15 protein-coding genes are annotated in these 12,614 nt (G+C 70.4%); 8 read left to right on the forward strand and 7 right to left on the reverse strand.

All coding sequences use genetic code 11. The features are described 5' to 3' along the window. Nucleotides 1–88 precede the first annotated feature (88 nt). Genes ACRDSK_RS01760 through mptB form a run of 6 tightly spaced genes read right to left on the reverse strand, consistent with a single transcriptional unit; the run spans nt 89 to nt 5,434 of the window. Nucleotides 89–1,054: a COX15/CtaA family protein gene (locus ACRDSK_RS01760; protein ID WP_431438070.1), complete on the reverse strand. Its 966-nt coding sequence runs from the start codon at nt 1,052–1,054 to the stop codon at nt 89–91. Nucleotides 1,055–1,092: 38 nt separating this feature from the next. Beyond that, on the reverse strand, nt 1,093–1,869 hold the full coding sequence (locus tag ACRDSK_RS01765; protein ID WP_431438071.1) for an ABC transporter permease: 777 nt from the start codon (nt 1,867–1,869) through the stop codon (nt 1,093–1,095). Next, nucleotides 1,869–2,804, reverse strand: coding sequence for an ABC transporter ATP-binding protein (locus ACRDSK_RS01770; RefSeq protein WP_431438072.1), 936 nt, complete (start codon nt 2,802–2,804; stop codon nt 1,869–1,871). Before ACRDSK_RS01770 ends, ACRDSK_RS01765 begins: the two co-directional genes overlap by 1 nt. A 9-nt stretch (nt 2,805–2,813) precedes the next feature. After that, a complete protein-coding gene (locus ACRDSK_RS01775; protein WP_431438073.1) occupies nt 2,814–3,431 on the reverse strand; it encodes a DUF6058 family natural product biosynthesis protein in 618 nt (205 codons plus the stop codon). A gap of 57 nt (nt 3,432–3,488) precedes the next feature. Further along, nucleotides 3,489–3,839, reverse strand: coding sequence for a hypothetical protein (locus ACRDSK_RS01780; RefSeq protein ID WP_431438074.1), 351 nt, complete (start codon nt 3,837–3,839; stop codon nt 3,489–3,491). Beyond that, the gene (gene mptB, locus ACRDSK_RS01785; RefSeq protein ID WP_431438075.1) at nt 3,836–5,434 is read right to left on the reverse strand and encodes a polyprenol phosphomannose-dependent alpha 1,6 mannosyltransferase MptB; all 1,599 of its coding nucleotides are present in this window, start codon (nt 5,432–5,434) and stop codon (nt 3,836–3,838) included. Before mptB ends, ACRDSK_RS01780 begins: the two co-directional genes overlap by 4 nt. 94 nt (nt 5,435–5,528) lie before the next feature. Between mptB and ACRDSK_RS01790 the strand changes: the two genes are divergently transcribed. The 8 genes from ACRDSK_RS01790 to ACRDSK_RS01825 all read left to right on the forward strand — a co-directional run bounded on the left by ACRDSK_RS01790 (nt 5,529) and on the right by ACRDSK_RS01825 (nt 12,193). Next, nucleotides 5,529–6,260 (forward strand): helix-turn-helix transcriptional regulator, encoded by a 732-nt coding sequence (locus ACRDSK_RS01790; RefSeq protein ID WP_431438076.1) that lies wholly within the window; start codon nt 5,529–5,531, stop codon nt 6,258–6,260. Nucleotides 6,261–6,319: 59 nt separating this feature from the next. Continuing rightward, the gene (sufB, locus tag ACRDSK_RS01795) at nt 6,320–7,699 is read left to right on the forward strand and encodes a Fe-S cluster assembly protein SufB (protein ID WP_431438117.1); all 1,380 of its coding nucleotides are present in this window, start codon (nt 6,320–6,322) and stop codon (nt 7,697–7,699) included. Beyond that, a complete protein-coding gene (sufD, locus tag ACRDSK_RS01800) occupies nt 7,700–8,857 on the forward strand; it encodes a Fe-S cluster assembly protein SufD (RefSeq protein WP_431438077.1) in 1,158 nt (385 codons plus the stop codon). Further along, entirely contained in the window at nt 8,854–9,168 is a 315-nt protein-coding gene (locus ACRDSK_RS01805) for a non-heme iron oxygenase ferredoxin subunit (protein ID WP_431438078.1), read from the forward strand. The genes sufD and ACRDSK_RS01805 overlap by 4 nt, the downstream gene beginning before the upstream one ends. A gap of 28 nt (nt 9,169–9,196) precedes the next feature. After that, on the forward strand, nt 9,197–9,970 hold the full coding sequence (sufC, locus tag ACRDSK_RS01810; RefSeq protein WP_431438079.1) for a Fe-S cluster assembly ATPase SufC: 774 nt from the start codon (nt 9,197–9,199) through the stop codon (nt 9,968–9,970). A gap of 18 nt (nt 9,971–9,988) precedes the next feature. Beyond that, nucleotides 9,989–11,248 (forward strand): cysteine desulfurase, encoded by a 1,260-nt coding sequence (locus ACRDSK_RS01815; RefSeq protein ID WP_431438080.1) that lies wholly within the window; start codon nt 9,989–9,991, stop codon nt 11,246–11,248. Nucleotides 11,249–11,369: 121 nt separating this feature from the next. After that, nucleotides 11,370–11,813 (forward strand): Fe-S cluster assembly sulfur transfer protein SufU, encoded by a 444-nt coding sequence (gene sufU / locus ACRDSK_RS01820; protein WP_431438081.1) that lies wholly within the window; start codon nt 11,370–11,372, stop codon nt 11,811–11,813. Beyond that, on the forward strand, nt 11,810–12,193 hold the full coding sequence (locus ACRDSK_RS01825; protein WP_431438082.1) for a metal-sulfur cluster assembly factor: 384 nt from the start codon (nt 11,810–11,812) through the stop codon (nt 12,191–12,193). The genes sufU and ACRDSK_RS01825 overlap by 4 nt, the downstream gene beginning before the upstream one ends. A gap of 9 nt (nt 12,194–12,202) precedes the next feature. Here the strand turns inward: ACRDSK_RS01825 and ACRDSK_RS01830 are convergent, their stop codons facing one another. Beyond that, nucleotides 12,203–12,592 carry a MerR family transcriptional regulator gene (locus tag ACRDSK_RS01830; RefSeq protein WP_431438083.1) on the reverse strand — a complete coding sequence of 130 codons (390 nt, stop codon included), beginning with the start codon at nt 12,590–12,592 and terminating at the stop codon, nt 12,203–12,205. Between the last annotated feature and the right edge of the window lie 22 nt (nt 12,593–12,614).

The following is a 12,614-nucleotide window of genomic DNA, read 5'->3' on the forward strand; positions in this document are numbered from 1 at the left end:
TCGACGACCTCGTAACTCGGCCGGGACGCGGCCTCTCAACGTTACCTACGGTTACGTAGCCGTAGGTTCACGTCTCACGGTAGGTCGTTCAGGGCGTGGGCGCCACAAGCGCGTCGTCGCCTTCACGCCGATCCGACACCGGCCGGCCGTAGCCGCGGATCCCGCACCACAGCGAGGCAGTCGCGACGATCACCGTCATCGCGCCGAGCACGTGCAGCGACACGAGCAGCTCCGGGACGCCGGCCCAGAACTGCACGAGGCCGATGGTTCCCTGCGCGAGCACCACGCCGACCAGCACCTGGTAGCGGCGCCACGGGGCGTTCGGCAGGCCGCGAAGCAGGAAGCCGAGCAGCACCAGCGAGCCGAGGAAGGCGTAGAGGAACGACGCGTGCACGTGGGCCAACGTCTCGACCGGCAGGTCCAGTCGTGGCGTGTCCGGGTCGCCGCCGTGCGGGCCGGCGCCGGTGACCATGGTTCCGGTGACGAGCAGGCCGGCGAGGAGCGCGGTCTGCACGTAGAGCCAGGCGCCGACCGGCCGGCTGCCGGCGCCCGGTCGTGCGTCGTCGCCGGGCACGGCGTGCACGAGGAGGGTGGCGAGCCAGACCATGACGGTCGAGGCGAGCAGGTGGATGGCCACGGTCCACCAGACGAGGTCGAGCCGGACGGTGACCCCGCCGAGCACGGCCTGCACCACCACGCCGACGGGCATGGCGATCGCGAGGCGCAGGTAGCGCCGGTCGCGCGGCTTGTTCAGCAGCGCGAGCACCAACGCGGCGCCGGCGACGATCCCGACGATGCCGGTGAACAGCCGGTTGCCGTACTCGATCCACTGGTGCAGCGCGGCGTACTCGGGGTGCGCGACCGGCACCATGCTGCCGGGGAAACATTCCGGCCAGGTGGGGCAGCCGAGCCCGGAACCGGTGACGCGCACGACGGCCCCGGTCATCGCGATGAGCGCCTGCGTGGCGACTACCGCGATCGCGACGCCCAGCTGCAACCGCCGGCTTGGGCTTGGCAGGCGACCGATACGGGCCCGCAACGAGTCGAACGACACGGCCCAGATCGTAGGCAGGGCGGGCGGGCCGGCCCCGGTCAGGCCAGCTTGGTGGTGCGCGCGGCGAGCAGGGCGGCGACCGCGCCCCAGCCGAACAGGACCGCGAAGGCCGACCACCCGGGCACCGCGCCGTCGACGAGCGCCACCCGCAGGCCCTCGGCCAACGCACCAGAGGGCAGCAGGCCGACGATCGTGCTCAGCCCGTCCGGCATCGACGCGACCGGCACCGCGAGGCCGCCCGCCAGCAGCAGCACGAACCACACGATGTTGGCCAGTGCCAACACGACATCCGCCTTCAGCGCGCCGCCCAGCAGCACGCCCAACGCGCCGAACGCGAGCGTGCCCAAGATCACCAGCAGCACCGCCCAGCCGATGCCCGCTGCGGACGGGGACCAGCCGAGCACGGCCGCCACGACCGCGAGCACCACCAGCTGGATCGCCACCACGACGAGGCCGGCGATGGTCCGCCCGCCGACCAGCAGCCAGCGCGGCAGCGCGGTGGCCGCGAGGCGCTTGAGCACGCCGTAGCGCCGGTCGAAGCCGAGCGCGATGGCCTGGCCGGTGAACGCGGACGACATCACCGCCAGCGCGAAGATCCGCGGCGCCACCGAGTCGATGCGTGGCTCCGGCACGGAGAAGACGTCGAGCACGGTCAGCCCGATCAGCAGCGCGAGCGGGATGAGCAGGGTGAGCAGGATCTGCTCGCTGTTGCGCAGCGTCAGCATCGCCTCGGTGCGCACGTGGATGGCGAGCATGTGGCCCACCCGGCCGCGACCGGGTGCCGGGGTGAAGGTGCCGGCGGGGAACGTGGTCATCAGCGCAGTTCCCGTCCCGTCAGCTCCAGGAAGACGTCCTCGAGGCTGCGCCGGCCGACGTGCAGCTCCTCGGCCAGCACGCCCTGTTGCGCGCACCAGGCGGTCACGGCCGACACCACCTGCGGGTCCACCTTGCCGGTCAGCAGGTACGCGCCCGGAGTCAGCTCGACGATGCTGCAGTCGTCCGGCAGCGCCGCGCACAGCTGGCTCGTGTCCAGACCCGGCTGCGCGCGGAAGCGGAGCTGCGCGGCCTCCGGCTGCTCGGCGGTGAGCTGGCGCGGGCTGCCCTCGGCGACCACCCGACCGCGGTCGATGATCACCACATGGTCGGCCAGCTCCTCGGCCTCCTCCATCGCGTGCGTGGTCAGCAGCACCGAGACGCCGTCCGCGCGCAGGGCCGACACCAGCTCCCACACCAGCCGCCGTGCCTGTGGATCCAGGCCCGCGGTCGGCTCGTCGAGGAACACCAGCTCCGGGCGACCCACCAGCGCGCACGCCAGCGACAGCCGCTGCTGCTGACCGCCGGAGAGCCGCTTGTACGGCGTCCGGCGCGCGGCGGACAGGCCCAGCACCTCGATGAGCCACGCCGGGTCGATCGGGTTCGCCGCGCACGCGGCCACGAGCGCGAGCATCTCCTCGGCGCGGACGCCCGGGTACGCGCCGCCGCCCTGCGGCATCACGCCGATCCGCGGGCGCAGCCGCTCGCCGTCGGTGGTCGGGTCCAGGCCGAGCACGCGCACCGAGCCCGCGTCGCGGCCCAGGAAGCCCTCGCAGATCTCGATCGTCGTCGTCTTCCCGGCACCGTTCGGACCCAGCAACGCGAGCACCTGCCCGGGCAGCAGCCGCAGGTCCAACCCGTCCACCGCGACGGTCGATCCGAAACGCCGGACCAGACCCGACACGTCAACCGCGGGATCAGGGGTGCTGGCGCTCACGCGCTAAGGCTATGACGTGGCGCGCACCATGGACTCGCTAGCCTCCTCGAACGTCGTCGCGAACGCCGCCGGGTACCGCTCCCGCACCCGCTCGATGTGCCGGATCCGACTGGTCTCACCCCAGCGGAGCCGGTCGAAGTCGGTGAACGGCCGCTCGAGGGCGTCGAGGGCGTCCACCGTGGTGCGTAACTCGTTCCGCCACGCGGGGTCGTCCTCGGCGGGCGCCGCCACCAGCACCTCGACCCGGCGGACGAGCCGGTACTTCTCGGCCATCGCCTCCGGCGTGACCGAGCGCAGACACACGCCGAACTGGCCGCTCAGAAAGCCGGCCCAGTCCTCGGCGGCGTCCGCGTCGGCGGTCGGCACCGTGCCGGCGGCGGCCAGGTAGCGGGCCCGGAACAGGGCGGGCAGCGCGTCGACGCCGCCGGCCTCGTCGACCAGCGCGAAGTAGTCCGGCGGGAAGCGGGCCTCGCCGGAGGGCAGCACGTACGTGGCCCGCGGTAAGCGGCCGGCGGAGATCAGGGCACGGACCTCGGCGACGCTCTCGGTCCGGCCGTGGCACAGCTCGTCCAACGTCCGGTACTCGGCGAGCACGTACCGGATGTCCGACTCGGAGAAGGTCACCATGCCGCGAAGGCTAAGCGCGGGCACCGACAGTTCCGGAGGGCCGAGCCATCGGGCCGGTCATTCAGCCCCGGCGATGTTGCCGGAGACCACCAGAGCCACCACCGGCAACGCCCACGCCAGCACGAGCCACGGGTACGGACGGCGGTCGCGTTTGACGGCGAAACCGCCGGCGAGGCCGCCGACGAGCAGTCCGGCGACGACGGCGCCGGCGGGAATCTGCCAGACCAGCTGCTGTGTCGCCGGCGAGCAGATGGGCCGGTCGGGATCACCGCTGCATGCGTCGCTCGCGATGGTCATGAACGCGCCCAACGACACCATGAAGGGCGCGGCGATGGCGAGGAGTCCCATGGTCAGCGCCAGCACCAACCCCCGCCGGTTCCGGCGGGCGCGCTGCTCGTCGGCGGTCACCGGGTGACGCGGCGGGGCCGGCTCGGGATGTACTTGCGCACCGCCAGCAGGGCCAGCCCGACCACGATCACCGCGGCCACGTACGAGTAAGGAAGCTGGTAGGTGCGCCCGTCGAACGTGGTCCCGGTCGGCGGCAGCGCCACCGCGAACGCCGCGCTGATCCCCATGGCCATCGTCCGGAAGCGGATGTTGCCGGCCGCCACCGCCAGCGGCAGCGCGGCCCACAGCAGGTACCACGGCTGCACGGTCGCGCCGAACACCAGCACCGCGCCCAGCGCCGCGCCAAGCCCGATCATCGGTCGCAGCCGCCACCGGAAGCTGTCCAGCAGGAGCTTCGCGGCGAGCAGCGGCCCGAGCAGCGTGCCAACCATGCGGCTGACCGTGATCGCCGCGTCGATGTGGTTGCCCAGGCCCAGCATGATGCCGAGCCCGCCCGCGCCGAACCCGAGCGCGGTCATCGGCGCCATCCAGCTCTTGATGGCGTTGGCAGTGTTCAACGTCATCGCCCAGCCGTAGCCGAGCCCGCTGCCCAGCGACGCGATCGTGAGCACGGCCAGGAACAACACCATCAGCACGGCGCCCGTGCTGAACAGATGGCTCCACCGCCCGCCCCGCCGCCGGGCGATCATCACACCGAGGAAGCCGAGCGCCAGCGCCGCGGGGATCTTCACCGCGGCGCCCAGCGTGATGACCGTGGCGCCGATGCCGTACCAGAGCAGCTCGCCCTGTTGCCATGGCGGGAACGGCCCGTCCGGCGTCACCCGCGGCATCCGTTTCAGCGCGAGCTCGATGCCGACGAGCATCAGGCCGATCGCGAGCGCCTCGTTGTGCACGCCCACGACCAGGTGGAACAGCACCAGTGGGTTCGCCGCGCCGAGCCACAGCGCGCTGACCGGGTTGATGCCGAACCGGCGGGCCAGCCGCGGCAGCGCCCACACGATCATGGCGAACCCGATCAGCGCCAGCAGCCGGTGGAACGCCACGCCCATGACCACGTGGTCGCCGGTGACCCAGGTGATGCCCTTGCCGATCGTGATGAACAGCGGCCCGTACGGCGACGGCGTGTCCCGCCACATCGTGGGCACGGTGCGGGTCAGCGGGTCGGCGTTGCCGAGCGCCTCGGCGGGCCCGGTCGTGTACGGGTCCAGGCCGCGCGCGGCGATCTCGCTCTGCGCGAGGTAGCTGTACACGTCCTTCGAGAACATCGGGACCGTGAACACCAGGGGCGTGGTCCACATGATCAGCGTGCGGGCCATCTGCGGCAGCGACACCATGCGCTCGCGGCCGGGCAGCGACAGCCGGCCCAGCCCCAGCCAGGCCAGCACGATCATGAACATGCCGGTGAACGCGAGCGCGATGGACACCGTCGGCATCCGGCTGAACAGGCTGAAGAAGGGCAGGCTCCACACCGGGTTGAACACCGGCGCGGCTCCGGCGCCGAGCGAGCCCGCGGCCAGCAGCAGCGAGCCGACCGTGCCGAACCGGCGGACCACGTCGAGCTGGCGCCGCTCGCGGTCGTCGAGTTGGTCGGTGCCGGGTTCGGGCACGGTGGCACGGCCGTTCACGTCCCCACGCACCGTGTTGCCCACCGCCACGCGGGAAGGGTATCGATCGGTCCCGACAGTGACGCCGCTCACCTCCGGGAACCCCGTCTTTGCGGGCCGGAACGAAATACGACACACTGATGTTGTGAAAAACGAGCAGCAGGCCGAGGGCCGCACCAGGCATGGTGTGGCGCGTCTGCTGCTGGAGGAAGGGCCGATCGCCACGACCGCCGTCGCCGACACGCTGGGGCTGAGCCCAGCTGCTGTGCGCCGGCACCTGGACGTGCTGGTCGCCAACGGGGAGGCCGAGTTCCGCGACGCCCCCCGGCGCGGTCAGCGAGGTCGCGGCCGGCCGGCCAAGCTCTGGCTGCTGACCGAGACCGGCCGGGCCCGGTTCGGCCACGCCTACGACGACCTGGCCATCGCGGCCATCCGGTTCGTCGCGGAGGCCGGCGGCGAGACCGCCGTGCGCGCCTTCGCGGAGCGTCGGGCGGCCACGCTGGTCGACCGGCACCGCACCGCGGTGACCGCCCAAGCAGAGGTCACGGGCCGCGCCAAGGCCCTCGCGACCGCCCTCACGCGAGAGGGTTACGCTGCGTCGACGCGGCGGGTCGGGACAGGGGAGCAGCTCTGCCAGCACCACTGCCCGGTCGCTCACGTCGCCGCGGAGTTCCCCCAGCTGTGCGAGGTCGAGACGGCGGCGTTCGCCGACCTGCTCGGCACCCACGTCCAGCGGCTCGCGACCATCGCACGCGGAGACGCCGTGTGCACCACCCACGTACCGCTCGGCGGCCCCGAACCCGCAGAGCCGGGCGCGCAAGGGTTGATCCAGATCGACCCGCCTGCGACCACCACAACCGAAGGGACGCCTTCATGACCACCGCCCCGGAGCGCGCGAGCTCACCGCCGCTGACGCAGGAGGAGACGCTTGCCTCCATGGGCAAGTACCAGTTCGGCTGGGCCGACTCCGACGTCGCCGGCTCGAGCGCCCAGCGCGGTCTGTCCGAGGCCGTCGTCAGGGACATCTCCGAGAAGAAGAGCGAGCCGGAGTGGATGCTCGAGTCCCGGCTCAAGGGGCTCCAGCTCTTCGGCCGCAAGCCCATGCCGAACTGGGGTGCGGACCTGTCGGGCATCGACTTCGACACGATCAAGTACTTCGTGCGCTCCACCGAGAAGCAGGCCGCCAGCTGGGAGGACCTGCCCGAGGACATCAAGAACACCTACGACAAGCTGGGCATCCCGGAGGCTGAGAAGGCCCGCTTGGTGTCGGGTGTCGCCGCGCAGTACGAGTCCGAGGTGGTCTATCACAAGATCAACGAGGAGCTCGAGAAGCAGGGCGTGATCTTCCTCGACACCGACACCGCGCTGCGCGAGCACCCGGAGCTGTTCGAGGAGTACTACGGCTCGGTCATCCCGCACGGTGACAACAAGTTCTCCGCGCTCAACGGCGCCGTGTGGTCCGGCGGCTCGTTCATCTACGTGCCGAAGGGCGTGCACGTCGAGATCCCGCTGCAGGCCTACTTCCGGATCAACACCGAGAACATGGGCCAGTTCGAGCGGACGCTGATCATCGTCGACGAGGGCGCCTACGTGCACTACGTCGAGGGCTGCACCGCGCCGATCTACTCGTCGGACTCGCTGCACTCCGCGGTCGTCGAGATCATCGTGAAGAAGGGCGGCCGCTGCCGCTACACGACCATTCAGAACTGGTCGAACAACGTCTACAACCTGGTCACCAAGCGCGCCAAGGCCGAAGAGGGCGCGACCATGGAGTGGATCGACGGCAACATCGGCTCCAAGGTCACGATGAAGTACCCGTCGGTGTTCCTGATGGGTGAGCACGCCAAGGGTGAGGTCCTCTCGATCGCGTTCGCGGGCGAGGGTCAGCACCAGGACGCCGGCGCGAAGATGGAGCACCTGGCGCCGCACACGTCCTCGACGATCGTGTCCAAGTCGGTGGCACGCGGCGGCGGCCGGACCTCCTACCGGGGTCTGGTGAAGGTCGCGAAGCGCGCGCACCACTCGAAGTCCACGGTGAAGTGCGACGCGCTGCTGGTCGACCAGATCAGCCGCAGCGACACCTACCCGTACGTGGACATCCGCACCGACGACGTGTCCATGGGCCACGAGGCGACGGTGTCCAAGGTCAGCGAGGACCAGCTGTTCTACCTCATGTCCCGCGGCCTGACCGAGGACGAGGCGATGGCCATGGTGGTTCGCGGCTTCGTGGAGCCGATCGCCCGTGAGCTGCCGATGGAGTACGCGCTCGAGCTGAACCGGCTCATCGAGCTGCAGATGGAAGGGGCCGTCGGCTAAATGACGTCCGTTGCACAGACACCGCACTCGCATGGCGCGGTGGTTCCGAAGGCGTCCAGGGCCGAACATTTCGCCTCCTTCGACGTCGAAGCGTTCGAGATTCCCGGTGGTCGCGAGGAGATCTGGCGCTTCACGCCGATGAAGCGCCTGCGCGGCCTGCACGACGGGACCGCACGAGCCTCCGGCGACCTGACCGTCGAGGTCGACGGTCCGGACGTGACCGTCGAGTCCGTCGGCCGCGACGACGAGCGGCTCGGCAAGGCGGGCACCCCGGGCGACCGGATCGCCGCACAGGCGTACTCGTCGTTCGGTAAGGCCACGATCGTGACCGTGCCGAAGGAGACGAAGGCCGGCGTCGCAACGGTGACGATCACCGGCCCCGGCGAGGGCGAGGTCGCCTACGGGCACCTGCAGGTCCACGCCGAGCAGTTCGCCGAGGCGGTCGTCGTGCTCGACCATCGGGGGAGCGGCACGGTCGCCGACAACGTCGAGATCCTCGTCGGCGACGGCGCGAAGCTCACCGTGGTCAGCGTGCACGACTGGGCCGACGACGCGGTCCAGGTTTCCGCGCACCACGCGAAGCTCGGCCGGGACGCGACGTTGCGGCACCACCTCGTGGCGCTGGGCGGTGACGTGGTGCGGATCAGCCCGACCGTGGTCTACGCGGGCCCGGGCGGCGACGCTCAGCTCAACGGGTTGTACTTCGCCGACGCGGGCCAGCACATCGAGCTGCGTACATTCGCCGACCACGCCCAGCCGAACTGCAAGTCCGACGTGGTCTACAAGGGCGCGCTGCAGGGCGATGGCGCTCGGACCGTCTGGATCGGCGACGTGCTGATCCGCGCGGCAGCCGAGGGCACCGAGACGTTCGAGCTGAACCGGAACCTGGTGCTCACCGAGGGCGCGCGCGCCGACTCGGTGCCGAACCTGGAGATCGAGACCGGCGAGATCGCGGGCGCCGGGCACGCGAGTGCCACCGGCCGGTTCGACGACGAGCAGCTGTTCTACCTGCAGGCACGGGGAATCCCGGAGGACTCGGCCCGCCGGCTGGTCGTCCGCGGCTTCTTCCACGAGCTGCTGATGAAGATCGCCGTCCCGGAGATCCGGGAGCGCTTGGAGGCGGCCATCGAGGAAGAGCTCGAGGCGGTCGGGGTATGAGTCGCGCGTGTGCACTGTCCGATCTGGACGACGGCAAGCCGTTCGCCGTCGAGGTGGATGAGGTCGACGTGGTGCTGGTGCGCCAGGGCGACGCGGTGCACGCGCTGCGCGACGAGTGCTCGCACGCCGAGCTGGCTCTGTCGGAGGGCGAGCTGACGCCCAAGGGCATCGAGTGCTGGCTGCACGGGTCCTGTTTCGACCTGCGCACCGGCGCGCCCTCCTCGCCGCCGGCCACCGAGCCGGTCGAGGTGTTCCCCATCGAGATCCGCGACGGTGAGGTCCACGTGGACGTCACCGCCGCCACGAACTGACTTACCCACCAAGGAGAAAGCAACAGAGATGGCCACGCTGGAGATCAAGGGTCTGCACGTCTCCGTCACCACCGACGAGACGAAGAAGGAGATCCTGTCCGGGGTCGACCTGACCATCAAGGCGGGCGAGACGCACGCCATCATGGGCCCCAACGGGTCCGGCAAGTCCACGCTGTCCTACGCGGTCGCCGGCCACCCCAAGTACGAGGTGACCTCCGGCGAGGTGCTGCTCGATGGCGAGGACGTGCTGTCGATGACCGTCGACGAGCGCGCCCGCGCGGGCCTGTTCCTCGCCATGCAGTACCCGGTCGAGGTGCCCGGTGTGTCGATGTCGAACTTCCTGCGCACCGCGGTCACCGCCGTGCGCGGCGAGGCGCCGAAGCTGCGGCACTGGGTCAAGGAGGTCAAGGAGGCGATGTCCGACTTGGACATCGACCCAGCCTTCGCCGACCGCAGCGTGAACGAGGGCTTCTCCGGCGGTGAGAAGAAGCGGCACGAGATCCTGCAGCTCGCCCTGCTCAAGCCGAAGATCGCGATCCTCGACGAGACCGACTCCGGCCTCGACGTGGACGCGCTGCGCGTGGTGAGCGAGGGCATTCACAAGGTCAAGGAGAGCGGCGAGGTCGGCATCATGCTGATCACCCACTACACCCGGATCCTGCGCCACATCACGCCGGACTTCGTGCACGTGTTCGCCGGTGGCCGGATCGTCGAGTCGGGCGGCGCGGAGCTCGCCGACCAGCTCGAGGAGCACGGTTACGTGCGGTTCACCGGCAAGCAGGAGCCGGCCAGCATCGGCTGAGAATCGAGGGGTTCCCGGATGAGCACCACCACAGCCGCACCGCTGGATGTCGAGACGATCCGCAAGGACTTCCCGATCCTGTCCCGGCTGGTGCACGGCGACCGGCCGCTGGTGTACCTGGACAACGCGGCGACCTCGCAGAAGCCGCGGCAGGTGCTGGACGCGCTGGTCGAGTACTACGAGAAGCACAACGCCAACGTCCACCGCGGCATCCACACCCTGGCCGAGGAGGCCACCGCGCTGTACGAGGGCGCGCGGGACAAGGTGGCCGGCTTCATCGGCGCGCCGAGCCGCGACGAGGTGGTGTTCACCAAGAACTCGTCCGAGGCCATGAACCTGGTGGCCCGGGTGCTCGGCGACGCCGACCCCGGCTACCGGGTCGGTCCCGGCGACGAGATCGTCATCACCGAGATGGAGCACCACTCCAACATCGTGCCGTGGCACCAGCTCGCGGAGCGGACCGGCGCGACCGTGCGGTGGTTCCGGATCACCGACGACGGCCGACTCGATCTGTCCACTCTGGACTCCGTGATCACGGAGCGGACGAAGATCGTGTCGATGGTGCACGTGTCGAACCTGCTCGGCACGATCAACCCGGTCGAGCGGGTCATCGCCCGCGCCCACGAGGTCGGCGCGCTGGTGCTGCTGGACGCCTCGCAGTCCGTGCCGCACCTGCCACTGAACGTGGTCGAGCTGGGCGCCGACTTCGTCGCGTTCACCGGCCACAAGATGCTGGGCCCGACGGGGATCGGCGTGCTGTGGGGCCGCCACCAGCTGCTGAACGAGCTGCCCCCGTTCCTCGGCGGCGGCGAGATGATCGAGCTGGTCACCATGGAGCGGTCGACGTTCGCCGCCCCGCCGCACAAGTTCGAGGCCGGCACTCCGCCGATCGCGGAGGCGGTCGGGCTCGGTGCCGCGGTCGACTACCTCACCGGCGTCGGCATGCCGGCGATCGCCGCGCACGAGCACGCGCTCACGGAGTACGTGCTGGCGGCGCTCGCCGAGGTGCCCGGTGTGCGGATCATCGGCCCGCCGACCGCGCAGGACCGGGTCGCCGAGGTGTCGTTCTCGGTCGAGGGCATCCACCCGCACGACGTGGGCCAGGTGCTCGACGAGCTGGGCATCGCGGTGCGGGTCGGTCACCACTGCGCACGGCCGGCCGTCGTGCGGTACGGAATTCCGGCGACCACCAGGGCGTCGTTCTACCTGTACAACACCCCCGCCGAGGCGGACGCCCTCGTCGCGGGCCTGGCGCAGGTGAAAAAGGTCTTCGGATGAACTCGAAACAGGTCCCTAAGGGGAACGGGACGCGAACCGGCCACAAGTACGTGGCCAAGCCGCACCCGACGGCGGAACGTGACCAACGCTTTGAGTCGCGGGGAGGCGGGACGGTCTTCACATGAACCTCGAGTCCATGTACCAGGAGATCATCCTGGACCACTACAAGAACCCGCACGGGCGCGGTCTGCGCGAGCCGTTCGACGCCGAGTCCTTTCAGGTCAACCCGACGTGCGGGGACGAGGTGACACTGCGCGTCGCGGTGTCGGACGACAAGGTCGCTGACGTGTCGTACGAGGGGCAGGGCTGTTCGATCAGCCAGGCCTCGACGTCGGTGCTGACGGACCTGGTGACCGGCCGGCCCGTCGGCGAGGCACTGTCCACGATGGACGCCTTCGTAGAGATGGTGCAGGGCCGCGGCCAGGTCGAGCCGAACGAGGAAGTACTGGAGGACGGCGTCGCGTTCGCCGGCGTCGCGAAGTACCCGGCCCGCGTGAAGTGCGCGCTGCTGGGTTGGATGGCGTTCAAGGACGCGGTGTCCCGAGCGGAAGGAGCCACCCGATGACCGATGTGGACCGCGGCGTGGAGTCGCTGCCCGAACCCCCCGCCCCCAAGGCCGACGTGGCCGCGATCGAGGACCTCGAGGAGGCCATGCGCGACGTGGTCGACCCCGAGCTCGGGATCAACGTCGTGGACCTCGGCCTGGTGTACGACATCCGGGTGGAGGAGGACAACACCGCGACCCTGGACATGACGCTGACGTCGGCGGCCTGCCCGCTGACGGACGTCATCGAGGACCAGACCCGCGCGGCGCTGACCGCCGGCCCGGGCGGCGGCCTAGTCGGCGACTTCCGGATCAACTGGGTCTGGATGCCGCCGTGGGGCCCGGAGAAGATCACCGACGACGGCCGCGAGCAGCTGCGCGCGCTGGGCTTCACGATCTAGCCGGACCCGTCACGCCGGGGTGGCGCTCACCCCGGTCTCGCTCAGCACGCCCTTGTAGTAGCCGATCTTCCCGCGGATGTGCTCCTGCTCGGAGTGCAGCTGCGCGATCTTCGCGTCGACGTCCCGGTCGTGCTCCTCGAGCAGCTCGATCCGTTCCGGGATCGTCTCCTCGCCGCCGCGGGCCAGCTCCGCGAACCGGATCATCCGCTGGATCGGCATGCCGGTCTCGCGCAGGCAGCGCAGGATCATCAGCCAGCCCAGGTCGTCCTCGGTGAAGACTCGCTGGCCGCCGGAGTTGCGTTCGATGTCGTCGAGCAGGCCGATCCGCTCGTAGTAGCGCAGGGTGTCGATGCTGAACCCCGTCCGCTCGGCGATCTGGCCGGGTGAGTAGCGCCGCATGGGTGAAGTCTAGGCGGGCCGG

The organism is Actinophytocola sp. (assembly GCF_050699915.1).
In the GTDB taxonomy this organism is placed as follows: domain Bacteria; phylum Actinomycetota; class Actinomycetes; order Mycobacteriales; family Pseudonocardiaceae; genus Actinophytocola.